Annotated in this window: 18 protein-coding genes and 1 tRNA gene; 13 read left to right on the forward strand and 6 right to left on the reverse strand. The window is 60.2% G+C overall.

Annotated features, from left to right (window positions below):
• Positions 1–78 precede the first annotated feature (78 nt).
• Positions 79–155: transfer RNA gene (locus AC1DUP_RS34190), tRNA-Met, on the forward strand.
• Between the two features lie 413 nt (positions 156–568).
• Complete coding sequence (locus tag AC1DUP_RS34195) at positions 569–799, forward strand: hypothetical protein (RefSeq protein ID WP_477836940.1); 231 nt, start codon at positions 569–571, stop codon at positions 797–799.
• A 124-nt stretch (positions 800–923) separates the two neighbouring features.
• Here AC1DUP_RS34195 and pdxA read toward each other — a convergent pair whose 3' ends face one another.
• From pdxA to AC1DUP_RS34215, 4 genes are all read right to left on the reverse strand, one after another.
• The gene (pdxA, locus tag AC1DUP_RS34200; protein ID WP_477836942.1) at positions 924–1,922 is read right to left on the reverse strand and encodes a 4-hydroxythreonine-4-phosphate dehydrogenase PdxA; all 999 of its coding nucleotides are present in this window, start codon (positions 1,920–1,922) and stop codon (positions 924–926) included.
• 28 nt (positions 1,923–1,950) lie between these two features.
• Complete coding sequence (locus AC1DUP_RS34205; protein ID WP_113311902.1) at positions 1,951–3,084, reverse strand: iron-containing alcohol dehydrogenase; 1,134 nt, start codon at positions 3,082–3,084, stop codon at positions 1,951–1,953.
• 320 nt (positions 3,085–3,404) lie between these two features.
• Positions 3,405–4,589 carry a sialidase family protein gene (locus AC1DUP_RS34210; protein WP_477836944.1) on the reverse strand — a complete coding sequence of 395 codons (1,185 nt, stop codon included), beginning with the start codon at positions 4,587–4,589 and terminating at the stop codon, positions 3,405–3,407.
• An 11-nt stretch (positions 4,590–4,600) separates the two neighbouring features.
• Positions 4,601–5,506, reverse strand: coding sequence for a dihydrodipicolinate synthase family protein (locus AC1DUP_RS34215; protein ID WP_477836946.1), 906 nt, complete (start codon positions 5,504–5,506; stop codon positions 4,601–4,603).
• A gap of 276 nt (positions 5,507–5,782) precedes the next feature.
• Between AC1DUP_RS34215 and AC1DUP_RS34220 the strand changes: the two genes are divergently transcribed.
• The 7 genes from AC1DUP_RS34220 (at position 5,783) to AC1DUP_RS34250 (ending at position 13,318) form a co-directional block, all read left to right on the forward strand.
• Positions 5,783–7,423, forward strand: coding sequence for an ABC transporter substrate-binding protein (locus AC1DUP_RS34220; protein ID WP_477836948.1), 1,641 nt, complete (start codon positions 5,783–5,785; stop codon positions 7,421–7,423).
• A 133-nt stretch (positions 7,424–7,556) separates the two neighbouring features.
• Positions 7,557–8,513, forward strand: a complete 957-nt coding sequence (locus AC1DUP_RS34225) for an ABC transporter permease (protein ID WP_113299946.1) — start codon at positions 7,557–7,559, stop codon at positions 8,511–8,513.
• A gap of 2 nt (positions 8,514–8,515) precedes the next feature.
• Positions 8,516–9,475, forward strand: coding sequence for an ABC transporter permease (locus AC1DUP_RS34230; protein ID WP_477836950.1), 960 nt, complete (start codon positions 8,516–8,518; stop codon positions 9,473–9,475).
• Positions 9,475–10,479 (forward strand): ABC transporter ATP-binding protein, encoded by a 1,005-nt coding sequence (locus AC1DUP_RS34235; protein WP_113299933.1) that lies wholly within the window; start codon positions 9,475–9,477, stop codon positions 10,477–10,479. Before AC1DUP_RS34230 ends, AC1DUP_RS34235 begins: the two co-directional genes overlap by 1 nt.
• Entirely contained in the window at positions 10,479–11,471 is a 993-nt protein-coding gene (locus AC1DUP_RS34240; protein WP_477836953.1) for an ABC transporter ATP-binding protein, read from the forward strand. Before AC1DUP_RS34235 ends, AC1DUP_RS34240 begins: the two co-directional genes overlap by 1 nt.
• Positions 11,468–12,529: a four-carbon acid sugar kinase family protein gene (locus tag AC1DUP_RS34245; protein WP_477836955.1), complete on the forward strand. Its 1,062-nt coding sequence runs from the start codon at positions 11,468–11,470 to the stop codon at positions 12,527–12,529. Before AC1DUP_RS34240 ends, AC1DUP_RS34245 begins: the two co-directional genes overlap by 4 nt.
• A 24-nt stretch (positions 12,530–12,553) precedes the next feature.
• Entirely contained in the window at positions 12,554–13,318 is a 765-nt protein-coding gene (locus AC1DUP_RS34250) for a FadR/GntR family transcriptional regulator (protein WP_477836957.1), read from the forward strand.
• A 31-nt stretch (positions 13,319–13,349) separates the two neighbouring features.
• On the opposite strand, the gene AC1DUP_RS34255 is transcribed toward AC1DUP_RS34250, so the two are convergent.
• Positions 13,350–14,237 (reverse strand): LysR family transcriptional regulator, encoded by an 888-nt coding sequence (locus AC1DUP_RS34255; RefSeq protein ID WP_113311909.1) that lies wholly within the window; start codon positions 14,235–14,237, stop codon positions 13,350–13,352.
• 78 nt (positions 14,238–14,315) lie between these two features.
• On the opposite strand from AC1DUP_RS34255, the gene AC1DUP_RS34260 reads away from it, so the two are divergent.
• The 4 genes from AC1DUP_RS34260 (at position 14,316) to AC1DUP_RS34275 (ending at position 17,290) form a co-directional block, all read left to right on the forward strand.
• Positions 14,316–15,098 carry an MBL fold metallo-hydrolase gene (locus tag AC1DUP_RS34260; RefSeq protein WP_113299928.1) on the forward strand — a complete coding sequence of 261 codons (783 nt, stop codon included), beginning with the start codon at positions 14,316–14,318 and terminating at the stop codon, positions 15,096–15,098.
• A gap of 48 nt (positions 15,099–15,146) precedes the next feature.
• Positions 15,147–15,860, forward strand: a complete 714-nt coding sequence (locus AC1DUP_RS34265) for an SDR family NAD(P)-dependent oxidoreductase (protein ID WP_477836959.1) — start codon at positions 15,147–15,149, stop codon at positions 15,858–15,860.
• Positions 15,861–15,922: 62 nt separating this feature from the next.
• A complete protein-coding gene (locus tag AC1DUP_RS34270; protein WP_477836961.1) occupies positions 15,923–16,168 on the forward strand; it encodes a tautomerase family protein in 246 nt (81 codons plus the stop codon).
• Between the two features lie 66 nt (positions 16,169–16,234).
• Positions 16,235–17,290, forward strand: coding sequence for an NAD(P)H-dependent flavin oxidoreductase (locus AC1DUP_RS34275; protein WP_477836996.1), 1,056 nt, complete (start codon positions 16,235–16,237; stop codon positions 17,288–17,290).
• 132 nt (positions 17,291–17,422) lie between these two features.
• Here AC1DUP_RS34275 and AC1DUP_RS34280 read toward each other — a convergent pair whose 3' ends face one another.
• Positions 17,423–19,360 carry a mechanosensitive ion channel family protein gene (locus tag AC1DUP_RS34280; RefSeq protein ID WP_113311913.1) on the reverse strand — a complete coding sequence of 646 codons (1,938 nt, stop codon included), beginning with the start codon at positions 19,358–19,360 and terminating at the stop codon, positions 17,423–17,425.
• Positions 19,361–19,533 lie beyond the last annotated feature (173 nt).

Genomic DNA, 19,533 nt, shown 5'->3' on the forward strand with positions numbered 1-19,533 from the left:
GATTTGTGATTTGTGCAAATCGGCATTTTGCCAATAGGCAAAATACCTGGACGGACGACGCTAGCGTCGCCTGGATAACGCGGGGTGGAGCAGCCCGGTAGCTCGTCAGGCTCATAACCTGAAGGCCGCAGGTTCAAATCCTGCCCCCGCAACCAATCTTCCATATCGAGCTAACAATCAAAAAGCCCGCATGGTCAAAACCTGCGGGCCTTTCGACGTTCTAGCGCAGGGCAAAACGCATCGTCAGCGGCCGGTAAAAAGGCAAGGGACATCAGTCGCCTGTGGATGAGTGTGATTATGACTTTTATCTATCATGTCCCCTTGCTCCCGAACGCTGTATCGGCTGCATTGCAATCATAGGTAGATGATTGGTGGACTGGAAGCACTTCGTATCAATTATTGACAGCTAACGCATTCGTTTCGTTTCTTATTTCTTGGACCATTTCAGTGATATCACCCGGACTTGGCGTATCGTTGATAGGACATCCATTTAGGATGAAACGCTCATTGTATTTCTTTTTTTATGCACTCGAAATATTTCTACTGTGTCGATTACACTGATCATATCATGGCATCTCGCTATGAGATCTCAGAGGTTTCGACATTTGCGAGCGAAAACTGGCGAGAAGTAAATGCCGCCGACGTGTGCGAGGCTGTCGGGTTTAAGGTTCTGATGTCTCTCGATATGAAAATACGTCGCACCTACTATTCCGTGGATAAGAGCGTGATCGGGGAAGTCGTTGTTGATAGCAATGTTTGCGCCGCGCGCGACGGTGGCGATACTGCGCGGCGCGGATGAGCGGAGATTCCCCTATTATCGATAAACAGCGGCCAGCCTTCACTCCACAAACAAAAAGCCCGCTTCGAAAGCGGGCTTTTTGTTTGTGGATACAAGGTTGAAGTTTCGGTCTGAGGCGATTTACTCAAGACGCCAGCGCTGCAGCCTTCCGCGGCGATCTTGCCATCAGTCGCGCATAGGCGATGGCCGAGAGCATGTTGACGTGGTTGGCTCTGCCGGTTCCGGCGATGTCGAAAGCGGTGCCATGGTCGACCGAGACGCGGTCGATCGGCAAGCCCAAGGAGACGTTGACCGCAGTCTCGAAGGCGACCAGCTTGATCGGGATATGGCCCTGGTCGTGATATTGGGCGATCACCAGGTCAAAGGCGCCGTTATAGGCGCGGGCGAAGACCGTGTCGGCGGAGATCGGGCCGACCACGTCGATGCCCTTGGCCTGTGCGAGCTCGACCGCAGGCGCCAGGAATTCCGTGTCCTCGGTTCCGAAGAGGCCGTTTTCGCCGCAATGTGGGTTGAGGCCAGCGACGGCGATGCGGGCCTTCTTGCCGAGGCGCATGAAGTGATTGTGGCCGGCTTCGATCGTTGCCAGCACGCGCTCGGTCTTGGCCCGCTCGATCGCGCCCTTCAGCGAGATATGGGTCGAGACGTGGATGGTGTTCAGCCGCTCGGAGGCGAGCAGCATGAAGGAGCTCTTGGAACCGGTCAGGTGCGCGAGGAGGCCGGTATGGCCGTCATAATGGTGACCGGCAAGGTTCATGGCTTCCTTGTTGATCGGCGCCGTGACAATGACGTCGGCCTCCTTCGACATTGCGAGATCGACGGCTCGAGCGATATAGCGAACGGACGCGTCGCCGGCGACCGGGCTGACCTTGCCGATCTCGGGGAGGGGGGCGTCGAGCGAAACCTCATCCACGGCGATGGTATTCCCATCCTCGGAGGCGGAGGGGCCGAAAGCGAGGCTGACGTCGGTCGCACGTGCGGCCCGTTCCAGCGCTTCCGTGTTGCCAACGATGACGAAATCCCGACGTTCGGCCGCCGGCAATGCAGCCAGCGCCTTGACGATCACTTCGGGGCCAACACCAGCAGGATCACCGAGGGTTACTGCGACTTTTGCATTTATGTCCATCAGTCAAATTCCTCTTGAAAGCCCTGCCTCAATAGGCCGCTTCGTAGATCGAACGTATGTCAGTGCGCGTCAAGTCGCGTGGGTTGTTGTCCAGGAGCCTGCGGATGGCGAAAGCGTCGTCAGCCATGGCGTCGAGATCGTTTTCGGGTACGCCCAGGCCCGAAAGAGTCATCTCGATGCCGAGCTCCGCGCAGAAGGCGTAGGCGGCGTCAAAGACCGACTTGACGGTATCGGATGTGCTATAGCCGAGCGCTTCCATCACCGCTTTCGTCTTTTCCGGCACGGCCGGCGTATTGAAGGCAAGAACATGCGGGAAGATCAGTGCGTTGGCTGCGCCATGGGCGACGTGCCAGCGGGTGCCAAGTGGATAGGCCAATGCATGGCCACCCGCCGTATTGACCGGGCCGAGGCAGAAGCCGCCATAGAGCGAGGCCAGCGAAAGACCGGCACGCGCTTCGGCATCCGAACCGTCGCGCACGGCACGCGCGAGATATTTGCCGACGAGCCGCGTTCCCTCGATCGCATAAATGTCGATCATCGGGTGCGCCTTGCGATTGGTGAAGGCCTCGACGCAATGCGCCATGGCATCGACACCGGTTGCGGCGGTGGTGCGGGCTGGAACGGAGAAGGTCAGCGACGGGTCGATGACGGCGATATCGGCGAGCATGTGAAGGCTCTCGACCGCTAATTTCGCCTTGGTGTCGGGATCGGTGACCAGCGCGCGAATGCCGGCTTCGCTGCCCGTGCCCGATGTGGTCGGCACCTGGGCGAGCGCTACTTTCCGCGGTCCCTGAACCTTGTTCGGACCGACGACTTCGCGAAGCGTCTGCACCGAGCCGGCGAGTACGGCAGCGAGCTTCGCTAAATCCATAGCGCTGCCACCGCCGAAGCCGACGATGAGATCCGCCTGTGCGGTCTCTGCCGCGGCGAGCACCTTGTCGAGATTGGCAATATCCGGCTCGGGCGTGACGTCCGAGAAGACCGAAACATCACCCTTCAGCTGCAGCGCCTCGATGCGCGCTGCATTGAAGGCATCGGAAATGACCAGCGTTCGGGAATAGCCCTTGCCGGCCGCCCAGGCGCCCAGCTTTCCCGCGGTTCCGAGACCGAATTCGATCAGGTGTGGCCGGACAACGGTTATAGGTGAATCCAAACTGACCATATGCGGTCCTCTCCGATGTGCGACGGAAACTGACCGTCAATGATGTAAAGTTGTTATCCTGTCTGGCGATTTATGGCAAGAATGAATAGAGATCTTTATCGTTTTTCGGTCCGTTAGGGGACTTCTGCATTAATCCTTGGCGATCAAAAAACTCATATCTTATTGAATAAAATAAATAAATTTCATTTGCGCAATCCATCTGTCCGGGCGACGGAACTTGTCAATCAACTATCGCACATTTGTAAAATATGAGCGCAAGGAACGGCCGACTGATTTTGCGCATTCGGCCGTTCCTTGCGCTGCCGCTATCGTGCTGGCCGCTAAACAATTGATTCCAGTGGAAGGCGCACATATTTGATGGCGCGCCGATAGTAAGTGTAGGCCACGTGAAGGGCGCCGTCCGGTCCCTCTATTATCGAGGGATAGGAGAACTCACGGTTGATCATATCCTTCGAATTGTTGCTCAGGCAGTAGCCGTCGCCGGTGTCGAGATCGATTTTGCGCTCAAAACTGCCGTTTTCATCAACGGAAATGGCGAGGCTGAGTGGCGCGCGCGGGACACCCCAGACGGCTTTTCTCGCCGTCGTGTCGGGCGTTTCAGCGACGGGCGCCTTGTCGCTGTCGATCTCGTCATAGAGCGACTGACGCCGCGCATCCGATGTAGCAGCACTGCTATGATTGTAAACCATTGCAATTCTTCGATCTTTCAAGCCTATGGCCTGGATTGAGGAATTGTTGTTGGGTAGATTGGTCTGCTCCGGCACGCTCCAACTCTCACCCTGATCGGCGGATAGTGAGGCACGAATATTCTCCGAGAAACGATCCCGAAAGAAGGCGATCATCCTGTCGTCATCGAGGGGCACGATATTCATGTGCACGGCGCCGAGGCTGCCTTCTATCTCCCTCATTTGCCAGCTTCTCCCGGCATCACGAGAGATCAATACGCCTGCCGTGTCGGCATCGCCGCTCCAGCGCTGGCCAGGCAGGCTGATGCAGCGGAAGACCGGAAGCAGCCAGTCACCTTTGCCGTTGACGATAACGGGCTGGCGCACGAAAGTGCCGGGCAGATCGCAGAGGATGGTAGGCGCAGCAAAGCTCTTGCCGCCATCTTCGGAAATCCGACATTTGACAACTGCACCGTCTTGATCACCTGATGTCTGCGAGGTGTAGAGCAGCCAGACGCGGCCGTCCGGTGCGTTGAAAACTAACGGGTTTTGTTCGGATTTCGCCGGATCGTCCGACATTTTTTCCGGTTCGGACCAGCGGTCCGCTCCGGGTGTCAGCCGCGACATGTAAACGGAGATGTCGCCCATGCCTTCCATCGTGCCGCCGAACCAGACGCAGGTGAGCGTGCCGTCCGCCAGAAACGCGAGATTGGCAGCATGGTTCTGGATGCAGGGGGAGGGCAGATAGGCGTCAAAGCGGCCAGTCCGGGCAGTGTTTGCCCTGAGCATGCCGTCCATCAGTGCAGGAACTTCCTCGGGTTTCAAACCTGTCGATTGCATGGTTTCCTCCGTTACGGCAACTTTGCGTAGCCTTCGGCGAGTGCTGCATATTCAGCATCATTGAGCGGCACCAACGGCGCGCGCGTGCGCCGCCAGCCGGCGTTGCCGGTCTTCAGGCCGACCATGGCCTTGATTGTCGGGATCTGGACATAGGAATTCGACAGCGTGCGGAAGGCATTGATGCGGGCCTGTGCAGCGTCGACTTCGGTGCTCTTCGTCTCGTCATGGACATGGTCGTAAACCGTGCGCAGCGAATTTGCGACGAGGTTCGAGGTGGCGGTGATGCAGCCGGCGCCGCCGGCTTTCAGGAGGGGCAGCAGCAACGGGTCGGCGCCGCAAAGTACCGAGAAGCCCGGGCAGGCTGCGATGATCGCCTGCATATTATTGAAATCGCCGGCAGATTCCTTGATGCCGACCACGGTTTCTGGGAAGGCTTCGACCAGCCGACTGATCAACGGAATGGAGAGTGGAACGCCCGAAACCTGCGGGATGTGATAGAGGATCACCTGCAGGCTGCTATCGCCGATCTTCTCCAGAACCTGTGCGTAGGCTGCGAACAGGCCCTCATCGGACACGCCCTTGTAATAGAAGGGCGGCAGCATGACCACCTTGGTGACACCGAGCGAGAGCGCATGCTTCGTCAGTTCGACCGTCTCGGGAATGGCGACGACACCGGTGCCAGGCAGCAATTTGTCGGCCGGAATACCGGCTTTCAACGCGGCTTCGAGGATCATACGGCGTTCGGTGGAGGAGAAGGAGTTGGCTTCGCCCGTCGTTCCAAGCAGCGCAACGCCGTGACAGCCTTCTTCGATCAGCCTCTGGCAATGTTCTGTGAAGAGGCCGAGATCGGGGCTGCCGTCGGTATTGAGAGGGGTGGTTGCGGCGCTGTAGACGCCTGTAATCTTGTGATTGCTCAAGGTATCCTCCTCGTCAGACCGGGCCTTCCCGGCACGTTCCTACACTGTCGTATTCATCCCAACGCATCACAGTTGTCAATCTTACAAATTTGAAAACCTGAGGTATCATTTTTTAACCAATTGATTTTGCATATTAAATATTTTCGCATTTCCGTTTTGATGCTTATCCCGTTATTTTCCATTGACAGATTTACATTATCGCGCAAATGTCGGCGGCATATCGCGCAGGTTCGGGGAGGTCTTTCGAAAGGCGCGCTATTTGCCACGGAGGAGCAAATGACAATTCGCAACGACCAAAACTCTTCGCAGATTTCCCGCCGCAGCGCCCTGAAGCTGGGGCTCGCGGCCGGCGTCGGCTTCTCGCTCTTCGGCGCGAGCGCACGCATCGTCCTGGCGCAGGATGGCCAGGTCCTCAAGGCCATCAATCCCGCCTTCGACCAGGACTGGTCGCCGCTGCGCGGCGGCGGTCGAACCTTCCGCTGGAATTCATTCTGGTGGRCGTCGCCGATGTATTTCGACGCCGACGGCAAGATCCAGCCTTACGTCTTCACGAGCTGGGATTCGCCGGACAAGAAGGTCTGGACGTTCAAGATCGATCCGAAGGCAGTCTTCTCCGATGGCAGCAAGATCACCGCGGCCGATATTAAGGGCTCCTGGGAAGTTTCTTCCATGCCCAATACGAAGAACCAGCGCGTCGACCAGTTGCTGAGCAAGGTGCAGGGCTACAAGGAAATCTCTGCCGGCTCGGCGAACGAGCTGACCGGCGTAACAACGCCTGATGAATCGACGGTTGTCTGCACGCTGACGGAAGCAGATCCGATCTTCTTCATGCGCCTTGCCAACCACATCGTACCGATCACCAAAGCCGCCCAGTCGCGCGGCAGCGATGGTGAGGAAGTGGCCGATTGGTACAAGCCTGACAGCAACGCCGTCTATTCCGGCCCCTTCAAGCTGACCGCCCTCGATATCGATGCCGGCACGCTGACCTTCGAGCCGAACGAGAAGTTTTTCGGACCGAAGCCGAAGCTCGCTCGCATCGAGATCAGCTCGATCGAAGACAACGTGACTGCGACCTCGCTGATCAAGTCCGGTGAGTACAATGCTCACACCGAGCTCGTCACCTCGACGATCATCCAGGACCTCGGTCCGGAATTTTCTGCCGGTCCGCTGATCCCGACCAGCCAGCATTTCTGGTTCAACACGTCGCGCGCACCGATGGATGACCCAAAGGTTCGTCAGGCGCTGATCATGGCGGTCGATCGCGACGGTTTGTTCAAGGCTTCCTATCCGGATGGTCCTCACAAGAAGGCTGACCAGATCCTGAACTCTGTTCCGGGTGCAGATAATTCCGGCTTCGAACCCTATCCGTATGATCCCGCAGCGGCCAAGAAGCTGCTGGCTGAATCGAGCTATGGCGGTCCCGAGCGTCTTCCAAAGCTGCTGTTCGTCGGCATTTCTGGCCCGGCGATCCAGGCGGCTGCCCAGTTCATCGCCGAGCAGTGGCGCCAGAACCTCGGCATCACCGCCGTCGATATGAAGCCGCAGCAGGACGCCTATGCCGGTCCGGACCAGAACGCGGTGCAGATCTTCCGCGATGACGTCGGCACGCGTGTTCCCGATGCGGTCTCCTATCTCGCCGGCTCCATCGCCTCCACTTCGTCGAACGCCCAGAACAAGCTTGGCGGATACAAGAACGACAAGGTGGACAGCCTGCTTGCGGAAGCCGCGACCAAGGCTGTCGATGATCCGGATCGCGTGAAGCTCGCGCAGGAAGCCCAGAAGGCCTTCCGCGACGACTGGGCCTTCCTTCCGTGGTATTCTCAGGCGATGTCGCGCTGGGCCACCAAGGAGGTCAAGGCCATGGAAAAGAACCTCGACTGGCAGGTTGTGGCTCCCTGGGATGTTTCCATCGGCTAACGCCGATAGCAGGGCCGCATGATGCGGCCAAAGCAGCGGTGCGAAGGCCGAAAGGCCTTCGCACACTATTTCAAGAAGAACCGGCGGCTGCGGCCTCCCGCGGGAATGCGCCGGGAAAGAATGGGAGGTGGCCTTGCTACGCTATGTGCTCACGCGGTTCGCCATCTGGATTCCGTCGGTCCTGGTCGTGATGATGGCCGTCTACGCGATGGCTTTCTATGGTGCCGGCGACCCGATCAAGCTGATCTTCCTTCGCGCGCCTGGTGACGTCGCCTATAATCCGCAGCGTATCGAGGCGATCCGTGAAAGTGCGGGTCTCAACAAGCCCTTTATCGAGCAGTTCGGCCTCTACGTCTGGAACCTGCTGCATGGGCAGTTCGGCAATTCGCTGACATCGGGCCGCTCCGTCTGGGCGATGGTTTCGGCGGCCGCGCCGGTTTCCTTTCAGCTTGCGCTCTGTTCCATCATCCTGACGGCTGTCGTCGCGATTCCGCTCGGGATGATCGCTGCCCTCAACCAGAACAATCGCGTGGACTACACGATCCTCGGTACGGCCCTTTTCCTCTGGGCGATCCCGGCCTATGTCGCAGGCCCCCTGCTGATGGTGGCGCTGATCGTGCTTCTGCCGATGATCAAGGTGCCCTATGGATGGGGCGGCGTCTTCGACATGCGCATCATCCTGCCGCTCATCGTCCTTTCTTTCCAGCCGATCGCACTGATCGTGCGCCAGACGCGCGCCGCCGTCATCGAGGTGCTGTCTGAAGATTTCGTCCGCACCGCGCGTGCCAAGGGCGTGCCGGAGATCGTGGTCGCCTTGAAGCATATCCTGCGCCCGGTGCTGACGCCTGTCGTCACGCAGCTCGGCCTCATCATGATCACGATCGTCAACGGCGCCATCTTTGTCGAGCTCGTCTTCGGCCTGCCGGGTCTTGGCCGATTGACCGTGCAGGCGCTCATCAATTCCGATTATCCCGTCATTCTGGCGATCACCCTGATCGGATCCTTCCTGGTCATGGCGTCGAACCTGCTGGTCGATGTGCTCTATCCGCTGCTCGATCCGCGAGCCAATGATTCAAGAAGGAGCCGCTGATCATGTCCGCTATTCCTCTCTCGACGATCGACACGGCCGAGGAACCGCCCGTCAATCTGTGGCGCGACGCTTGGCATCGCCTGAAGCGCAACAAGCTTGCAATCTTCGGCCTGATCGTGATCGTGATCCTTGCCTTCACGGCAATCTTCGGCCCGTATCTGACGCCCTACGACTATCTCAGCCAGGATCTCGCCTCGCGCAATGCGCCGCCGTCGCTGGCGCATTTCTTCGGTACTGATGATCTCGGTCGCGACGTCTTCAGCCGTATCGTGTTCGGGACGCGCACGGCCTTCCTCGTTTCCGTCATCGTCACTGTCATCGCGGTTATGATCGGCCTTCTGCTCGGCGCCGTCGCCGGCTTCTTCGGCAACCCCTACGACCGGGCGATCATGTGGCTGACCGATGTGACGATGTCGGTGCCGAACCTGCTGCTCGTCGTCGTCATCAATGCATCGCTGAAGACGCCGATCACCAAATGGATGGAGGCGCAGTATCTCGCGACCCTCAATCCCTTTTATCGACAGACGGTCTGGGTGGACTTCCTCCTTGTCTTTGGCTCGATGGCCCTGATCTCCTGGCCGCCTTATGCGCGCCTCGTCCGCGCCCAGGTGCTGTCGATCCGCAATCGTCCCTATGTCATGGCGGCGCAGGCGCTCGGTCTTTCCAACTGGATCGTTATCATGCGCTATATCGTGCCGAATGCGCTCGGACCGCTGATCGTTTCCGTCAGCGCCGGCCTTGGTACGACGATGGTGCTGGAGAGCGCCTTCAGCTTCCTCGGCGTCGGCGTCAATCCGCCCACGCCGAGCTGGGGCAACATGATCTCTGACGGCCTGCGCGTCTGGCAGCATTATCCGCATCTCCTCGCCGCTCCGGCGGCCGTGCTCGGTCTTGCCTCGGTGGCCTTCAGCTTCCTTGGCGATGGCCTCAACGACGCACTCAATCCGCGGGGCAGCAAGTGATGAACGCAACCACCAGTGAACGCCTGCTGGACGTAAAGGATCTCACCATCGAGATCGACACGCGCCGCGGCCCCGCCGTCGTCGTCGATGGCATCGACCTCTACGTCAACAAGGGCGAAACGCTCGGCGTCGTCGGTGAATCCGGCTGCGGCAAGAGCCTGACAATGTTGAGCCTGATGCGGCTCTTACCAAACAAGATCAAGGTGACGAAGGGCACGGCCAAATTCGACGGCCGCGACCTGCAGAAGATGTCCAATAGCGAACTGCGCAAGGTGCGAGGAGGCGATGTCGGCTTCGTCTTCCAGGATCCGATGACCTCGCTCAATCCGGTCATGCGGATCGGCGACCAGATCTGCGAGCCACTGATCTATCACCGCAACATGTCCAGGAAAGAGGCACGGGTTCGCGCCGTCGAGCTTCTGCGCCTCGTGGGCATTCCGGGGCCGGAAGAGCGGCTGATGGCCTATCCGCACGAGCTGTCCGGCGGCATGCGCCAGCGTGTGATGATCGCGATCGGCCTTGCCTGCAATCCGAAGCTTTTGATCGCAGATGAGCCGACAACCGCGCTCGACGTGACGATCCAGGCGCAGATCGTCGACCTCGTGAAGGATCTGCGTTCCAAGCTCGGCATGTCCGTGGTCTGGATCACCCATGACCTCGCGCTGATCGCCGGTCTCGTCGATCGCGTCGCCGTGCTCTATGCCGGCACGGTCGTGGAAGATGCGCCGGTGGACGAGCTTTATGCGCGTCCGAGCCACCCCTATACACGCGGTCTGCTCTCCTCGATCCCGAAGCTTTCGGATGCGCCGACGAGCCGGTTGTCCTCGATCGGCGGCACGCCACCGGAGCCCGGCCGCCGTCCGAAGGGTTGCCCCTTTGCGCCGCGCTGCCCGCTGGCCGAAGCCGTCTGTCATGAGCGCGTGCCGCGCCTGGAGCCGATTTCCGGCAACAGCGCCCATCGTGCAGCTTGTTTCGTCGTCCAGAGAATGCAGGAGGCCGCGTGATGGGTGCTCAACCGCTCTTGAAGGTCGAAAACCTCGTCAAGCATTTCCACGTCAAGCTCGGTGCCTTCGGCGAACGCTCGGCGACCGTCTATGCACTCGACAACGTCAATCTCGAGATCATGGAAGGCGAGACGCTTAGCCTCGTCGGCGAATCCGGCTGCGGCAAGTCGACGACCGGTTTCACCATTCTCAATCTCTACAAGGCGACGAGCGGCAAGGTGGTCTACAAGGGCCAGGACCTTGCGACGCTGGACGAAAAGCAGATGCGGCCCTTCCGCCGCGACCTGCAGATCGTCTTTCAGGATCCCTATTCGACACTGAACCCGCGCATGACGGTGGGCGAGGCGATTGGCGAGCCGATCCTCTTCCACAAGCTTGCCACCAGGGCTCAGCTCAAGGACAAGGTCGCAGCTTTGTTGACCGATGTCGGCCTGCCGACACGCTTTGCCCAGCGCTACCCTCACGAGCTCTCGGGCGGCCAGCGGCAGCGTGTCGTCATTGCCCGTGCGCTTGCCTGCCAGCCGAAATTCATCGTTTGCGACGAGGCGATCTCGGCACTCGACGTGTCGATCCAGGCGCAGATCATCAACCTGTTACTCGACCTGCAGGAAAAATACGGCCTGACCTACCTGTTCATCGCCCATGACCTGGCAGTCGTTCGCCATATCAGCACCCGCGTCGGCGTCATGTATCTCGGCCGTCTGGCCGAGTTGGCAACGCGCGAAGAACTCTTCGACAACCCGTTGCATCCCTATACGCAAGCGCTGCTTTCGGCTGTCCCCGAGACCGATCCGGAGCTAGAGCGCACCCGAAAGCGCCAGATCCTGCAAGGCGATGTACCGAGTCCGCTGAACCCGCCGACGGGCTGCCGTTTCCATACGCGTTGCCCGATCGCCATGGAGGTTTGCGGCAAGGTCATTCCCGAATGGAAGGAAGCAAAACCCGGCCATCTCGTCGCCTGCCATGCCGTCAATCCGGGGCAGGACTCATGACATTGAAAGTCGCCATCATTGCCGACGATCTGACCGGCTCTCTCGATACGGGTACGCCCTTTGTAGAGGCAGGGCTGTCAGTCGCTGTGGCGATCGATGTCGAAGCGGCCGGCAAGGCGCTTGAAACCGGTGCCGAAGTCGTGGTGGTCAATACCGCCTCGCGCGGCCTGCCGGAGGAGGAAGCGGCTGCGCGCGTGCGGGCTGTCGCCGAGACCCTGCGCGCTGCCGGGTCCGCCATTTTCATGAAGAAAATCGACTCCCGGCTGAAGGGCAATGTTGCGGCCGAAAGCATTGCGCTGGCCGACGTGCTGGGTCTCAAGACTATTCTCATGGCGCCTGCCATTCCTGATCAGGAGCGCATCACCTATCGCGGTTGCGTGGTCGGGCGCGGCGTTGAGCATCCGTTACCGATTGCCGACCTCTTTGCCGGATTTGCCCGCGAAGTATCGGTCGCCGATGCCGAGGACGATGCCGATCTCGACTTAGTGGTTGCCGAGAATGACTGGCTTTCGACGCTTGCCGTCGGCGCTCGCGGTCTGGGTTCCGCACTGGCGCGCCGGCTCGGCGAGGCCGCACGGCTCACGCCGGAGTTTCTCGCGACGCGGAAGACGCTCTTTGCCTTCGGCTCTCGCGATCCGATCACGGTCGTGCAAATGGATCGTCTCGAAGCTTCCCATGCGCTTCGCATCGTCGTTGATGCGCCAATGGGCGCGGTCGAGAGCGGCGAGGGGCTGGCACTGCCAGCGATGCTGCGCTGCACGGGCGAGATGAAGAATGATGCCGCGCTTGTCGCCTCTCGCTTCGCGAAGGGCGTCAAATCGGTCATAGATGATACGAAACCTGACATGATCATGGTTGGTGGCGGTGATACTGCGCTTGCCGTTTTCCGGGAACTGGGTGTCACAGTCTTGTTGCCGAAGGGTGAAATCGAGGCCGGCGTTCCCTGGTTCGACGTTAAGGATATCAACGGGCGGCAATTCCGGTGCGCCGTCAAGTCGGGGGGCTTCGGCAATTCCGATAGTTTGCTAAGACTGATCGTTCGGAATCAGGCGGCGTAACGTATGCCAGCAGGGAGAATGAGAGTGGATGAAGCGAATGGCGGATCGGTGAATCCGGAGGCGACGCCTGCAGCCCGGCCGGAGCGCGGCAAGGCTGTGAAGCTGGTCGACCGTGTCTTCGATCAGTTGATGGAGCGCATCCGCGCCGGCAATTATCCGCCGGATTCACGGCTTCCGGGTGAACATGAACTTGCCTCTCTGCTCGGCGTTTCGCGGCCCATCGTGCGCGATGCGTTGGCGCGTCTCAGAGAGCAGGGGATTGTCTATGCAAGGCAGGGGGCCGGTACTTTCGTCAGCGCGCATGGCTCGCCGACAGCGCAGCTTGCCTATTCGCCGGTCAAGACGATTGCCGATATCCAGCGCTGCTACGAATTTCGCCTCACGATCGAGCCGGCTGCCGCCTATTTTGCCGCCAAGCGCCGCGACGATGCTGCGATCCAGAAGATCGCCGCAGCCCTTGCGGATCTGCGCGAAGCAACCAGCCATCAATTGCACCGGGTGGATGCCGATTTCGTCTTCCACCGCGCCGTCACCGAGGCGGCCAACAATCACTATTACACGGCCTCCATGGATGCGCTGAAAGCACATATCGCCGTCGGCATGCATCTGCACGGGCTTTCGCTGCTTGGTCCACGGCCGGGCCTGGAGCAGGTGTTCCAGGAGCATAACGAAATCTATAAAGCGATCGCCGAGGGCAAGGCAGAGCATGCTCGTGACCTGATGCGGGCGCATCTCGAGGGCTCACGGGACCGTCTGTTCGAGGGTCGCGTTCTCGACCTGTCCTTCTGAGAAAGCCTGTTCCGGATGTAAACTTGGGGTTTTATGCCTCGAACAAGGCACGTTCCGTCGCGAATATCTTCGTCAGGTATTCAGCAACGGTCCGGATCGGCAGATCCTTGCGGTGCTGGCGTCGGGTGAGAAGCCAGACTTCCCGCGGTGGCGGGACGGGCTCGAGCGGGCAAGGGTAGAGGCCTCTTTCCGTGCGGCCGATATAATTTGGTAGCAGCGCCAGACCGGCGCCTGACTTGGCAGCCATCGCCTGGGAAACCTGATTGTTGGCACGGAAAGACACGCGGGCCTGCGGGAACTGACGCGCCAGCCAGATTGCCTCGGGCACATACCCGTTCACCTCGTCAAATCCGACAAAGACGGGTTCCGCGCCGATTTCGACCTGCCGGCAGACCTCCTGCGTTCCGTAAAATCCGTATCCGATCGTCGCAAGCTGTTTGGCAATGAGATCGCCGTCCTGCGGCTTTGTCAGGCGTATGGCGATGTCGGCCTCGTGGCGTTCGAGGCTTATGGTGCGCAGGTCGGTCGCAAGGTCGATATCGAGGCCCGGATATTGTTTGGTGATTTCCGCCAGACGGGGGATCAGGAAGCCTTGCGAGAGCGCGGGCGACGCGTTGACGCGTACCAGGCCTTTCGGCGTGTCATCCTTCCAGCCACGCCCGAGCGTCTGGACTGAGGCTTCCATGTCGCTTGCCGCGGTGAGCGCACGGGTTCCGGCGGGGGTCAGCACATAGCCGTCCGGGCGACGCTCGACCAGTTTTTCGCCGAGCGTTTCCTCCAGTGAATGAAGCCGTCGAGCGATCGTTGCATGGTTGACGCGCAATGTGCGAGCCGCGGCTGACAGGCTGCCGTGCCGTCCTAATGCGAGGAAGACCCTGATATCCTGCCAGTCTGGCTCTGTGCGTTTTTTATCAGCCATTGGCAAAGAATAGCGAATTTTTCGCAGAAAGGAACGGGACTAAACAGAAGGCGACCTCGAAACAGAAAGGTTGCCGACATGACCTCTTCCCATCTTAATCTCACGCTTATCGGCGGGCCGACCGTGCTGATCGAATATGGCACGCTCCGGCTCCTCACCGATCCGACCTTCGACCCGCCGGGTCTCTACAAGGAAACGCCCGTCCGTTTCGAAAAGACGTCCGGCCCTGCCTTGTCGGTCGAAGACATCGGCCGGCTGGACGCGGTTCTTTTGAGCCACGACCAGCACTTCGACAATCTCGACAGTGCAGGCCGGGCGATGCTTCCTGCCGTTGGCACCACCTTCACGACGAGGGCTGGAGCGGAGCGCCTGGGCGGCAATGCCCTTGGCCTTGCTCCCTTCGAAACCGTCACGCTGGAAGGCGCCGACGGTGAGAAGTTGCTGGTCACTGCAACGCCCGCCCGCCACGGCCCCGTCGGTATCGAGCCGATTTCCGGCGATGTCGTCGGCTTTGCCCTCGGCCGTGAAAAGCCGGGCGACCTTCTGTACGTGACCGGTGACACGGTCTGGTACGAGGGCACGGCCGAGGTCGCGCGGCTCTTTTCTCCCAAAGTCGTGCTGCTGTTTACGGGCGCTGCCGAGCCCCGTGGGCGCTTCCATGTGACGATGGGCAGCGAGGATGCTCTGGAGGCGGCGCATGCCTTCCCGAACGCGCTCCTCGTATCCGCGCATAACGAAGGCTGGGTGCATTTCCGCGAAACGCAGGACCAGCTCGCACATACCTTCTCGGTCTTCAACCTCGAGGAGCGCCTGAAGCTCTTCGAAAAAGGTAAACCGCTCGCCGTCGACCTGACGGCTTGATCACCTCTCAAACACGGCGCAAAGCGCCATCTTCCAAGGAGAGATACCATGAGCAATGAACAGAAAGTCGCAATCGTTACCGGTGCCTCGCAGGGCATCGGCGCAGGCATCGTCGAAGCCTATCGCAAGGAAGGCTATGTTATCGTCGCCAACTCCCGCAACATCCAGCCTTCGTCCGATGCAGGCATTGTCGCAGTACCCGGCAGCATTGGCGAGCGTGGCGTGGCCGAACAGGTCGTTAAGACGGCCATCGAGCGTTTCGGTCGCGTCGATACGCTGATCAACAATGCCGGTATCTTCATCGGCAAGCCGTTCACCGACTACACAGTCGAAGACTTCAACAACGTCATCAATGTCAACGTTGCCGGCTTCTTCCACATCACGCAATTTGCCATTGCCCAGATGCTGAAGCAGGGCCATGGTCACATCGTTCAGATCACGACGGCCCTTGTGGATCAGCCCATCGCCGATGTTCCCTCGGGTCTGGCGACGCTGACCAAAGGCGGTCTCGACGCCGTCACCCGTGGGCTTGCCATCGAATATGCCAAGAGCGGCATTCGCGTAAATGCGGTGGCGCCTGGTATCATCAGGACGCCGATGCATGCGCCCGAAACGCACGCTTTCCTCAGCGCCCTGCATCCGGTCGGCCGGTTGGGCGAGGTGAGCGAAGTCGTCGATGCCGTGCTCTATCTGGAGCGTGCCGGCTTTGTCACCGGCGAGACGTTGAATGTCGATGGCGGCCAGCACGCCGGCCGTTGGTAATTGCTGCAGCAGGAGGCAATGGGCGGGGCGCTCGATAGCGCCCGTCCTCAAGGAGAACGACAATGCCTTATGTGAATATCAAAGTGACGCGTGAAGGCACGGCTCCGGGTGCGACAAGCACGACGGCGGAGCAGAAGGCCGCTCTGATTAAGGGTGTCAGCGATCTGCTCTTCGATATCCTGGGCAAGCCACATGACAGCACCTTCGTCGTCATCGACGAGATCGAAATGGAAAGCTGGGGCGTCGGCGGTCTGCCTGTGCCTCAATATCGCAAGCAGCTTGCAGAAAAAGCAGCAAAACAGAAATAGTGTCGTGGCGGCCCGCAAGGCCGCCACTCGCTTTATGATCAAGCGGAACGCATGGAGTATCGTGTGATGGGCAACTGGCAGGACAATCGTATCGTCGACCTCTTCGGGATCGAGCTTCCTATTATTCAGGCACCGATGGCGGGTGCGACTACGCCTGAAATGGTGATCGCGGCCAGTGAAGCTGGCGGCCTCGGTTCGCTTCCCGCCGCGCTGCTGACGATCGAACAGACGAAAGCGTCGCTCGATCAGATCCGCTCGGCGACTTCAAAGCCGATCAACATGAATTTCTTCGCACACGCCAATCCAGCGGCAGATCCCGTTGCCCTGATGGCGTGGCGCACCGCTCTTGCGCCCTATTATGTCGAGCTTGGGCTCGATCCTGCAGCACCAGTTCCGGCGGCAGGAAGGGCACCCTTCGACGACAATTATTGTGGCCTCGTCGAAAGCTATCGGCCGGAAGTCGTCAGCTTCCATTTCGGCCTGCCGGGGCCGGAACTGCTGGAGCGCGTGCGACAGACCGGTGCAAAGATCACAGCTTCGGCAACGACGGTCGCAGAGGCACGCTGGCTTGCCGAACGTGGCGTCGATGCCATCATCGCCATGGGGCTGGAAGCCGGCGGGCACCGCGGCAATTTCCTAAGCGATGACATGGCGACACAGGTCGGCACGATGGCGCTCGTGCCGCAGATTGTCGATGCCGTTTCGGTGCCGGTCATTGCTGCGGGTGGTATCAGCGATCGGCGCGGGGTTCGTGCCGCCTTCGTGCTCGGTGCATCCGCCGTTCAGGTAGGCACGGCCTATCTGTTTACGCCGGAAGCCAAGGTTACCGCGTTTCATCGTGAAGCGTTGAAGTCGGCGCGGGATGACAATACGGCCGTCACCAACATCTTCACCGGTCGCCCGGCACGGGGAATCGTCAACCGCATCATGCGCGAGATCGGGCCGCTGGCCAAAGCTGCGCCGGCATTCCCGACCGCAGGCGGGGCGCTTGCGCCGCTGAGGGCGGTGACCGAGAAGGAAAGCAGATCGGATTTCAGCAATATGTGGGCCGGTCAGGCGGCAAGCCTCGCGCGCGAAATGTCTGCAGCGGAACTGACGCGGTATCTTGTCGAGGCGGATTAGAATTGCGCGCTGCTGTCACAAAAACCGCAGTGGTTTTGTGATCGGGCCGAGCCGGACGTAGAGACAAATACGTTGCCAGGGTTGCCGTGCATAATGTGGATACCGGTGTCCTGTTCTGCGCCCGGCCGCCTCTCAGCCCTCCGCGCTACCGGCGGCCTTCGCCTGCTGGGCGGTGCGTAGCGTGGTTGCGGCAGCTGCGGCACCGTTCTTGTCGTCGCCGCCGACCTGCACCATCGGCTGGGCGAATTCGATGCCGTTGTTCTGGAAGGCTTCGCGGATCATGGCATAGGCCTTGCGGCGGATATAGGTCTGCATGCCGGGCACCGTCGTCATGGCGAAGCTCAGGACGATACCGTAGTCGCCGAATTCCTCGACACCCTTCATCTTGAGCGGTTCGATGAAAAGCGGGCCGACCTCGGCATCTTCTTTCAACTCCGCGCCGATCGTCTTGGTGATCTTGCGGGCCTTGTTGATGTCGGTGTTGTAGGCGACCGAGATACGGAACTTGTCGATCACCCAGTCGCGGCTCATGTTTTCCACAGCGCCAAGCTCTCCGAACGGTACGGTGAAGACGGGGCCGCGATGGTGGCGCAGCCGCACCGAGCGCAGGCTGAAGCCTTCCACCGTTCCCTTGTAGTTTTTCGCCTGAATATATTCGCCGACACGGAAGGCATCATCGAGCATGTAGAAAACGCCGCTGATGACGTCCTTGACGAGGGTCTGCGAGCCGAAGCCGATGGCCACCCCGAAGATGCCCGCGCCGGCGATCAGCGGCCCGATTTCGACTCCGAGCTGCGCCAGCACGATCAGGCCGGCCATGACCGCCACCATGACGGCGAGCGCATTCCGGAAAATCGGCAGCAATGTCCGGAATCGCGCACGTTTCGCCACTTCGGCAGGGGCGAGGCCGGTCGCGTCTGCCGAGGTCGCAATGCTGCGGTCGATCCAGCCCTTGGCAAGCTGCCAGAGGAGATCGGCAATCAGCAGCACGATAACGCCTTTCAGCAATCCATAGAGGACGGCAGCCAACGTCGCATTCTGATTTGCGAGGGAATCGGGACTAAGGCGCCAGACGAGAGCCAGCCAGCCGACGGCGAGCGCAATGATGATTGCCCGGCTGCCGCGGACGAGCAATATGCTCCTGGGGCTTTCTGACGGCGCCGTCGTGAGCGTTGCCGCTGCCGTGCCCGTGGCACGCAACAAACCCGGCAGGACAAGGGCATAGACGCCGAGCCAGAAAAGGCCTTGCAGATCAAGGCACCAGAGGATCCACAACAGAGCGAGGAAGCCGGTGAGGCCTGCCTTTATGAAAATGGATTGGGCCAATGCCGACCAGACTGTTTCGATCGCGAGCGCCAACAGAAGAACCGAGAAGCAGTAGGAGATGGCCTCCGTGACGGCCCGATCGACGCCTAGCGGTGCGCCGAGCGTCGCGGTTGCCGCGGCAAACAATGCAATGCCGACAAAAAGCTGGGCGCGGATGGCGAGCGAGGGGCGGTTGCTTTCCACGAGGTTAATCAAGACAGCGGCGACGCGGTAGGCGATGAAGGCAACCAGATAGGCGAGGAGAACCAGCCGGGCGAGTGGCGGCCATTCAACGGCGAAGAATATGATTGCGACGACCACGGTGAAAACCGCGACCGGAAGAAGGCGGGCGACCGGGCCGATCGACGGGGACCGGGCGCGCCTGAAGAGCCATTCGGCGGCCGCACCTACCGCGACCAAGCCCGCAAAAATCAGGAAGATCGGTGCATATCCGTGTGAGACGGCATCCTGGCGAGCACGTGCGGCGCCCTGGGACATTTCGGAGGGGATACGCGGAACTGCAGCAAGAATACCATCGATGCGCGAGCGCAGCCGCGCTTCCCAGGTCGCAAAGCCTGATGGCTGGGCTGCTGCGGCTGTTGCGTCCTGCTCCTTCTTGCGACTTTCCAGCCAGGTTTGGATCTCGGGATCCTGCAGCAGGCCTATCAGCTGGTCAATCTTCTGCTGGGGCGGTGGTGGCGCGGTTTGCGCCGCCGCCGAGGTCACGACGAGGAAAGCTAGAAGAAATACTGCCAGCCTGATCATTCGCTATGTCTCCCGGCAGAATAGCCGGCCGCAGGAGACGTCGTCACCGATTTGTCCATGCGCCGCTTCCTCCACGATACAAGGATGAGCACAGCAGGAGCCTCTGCGGGAGTACGTTACGGTAAACTCTGGCGTAAAGGCCGGGGAAGAGACGTAAACGACTGCGCATTTAC

Source organism: Rhizobium sp. 01L419, assembly GCF_056400025.1.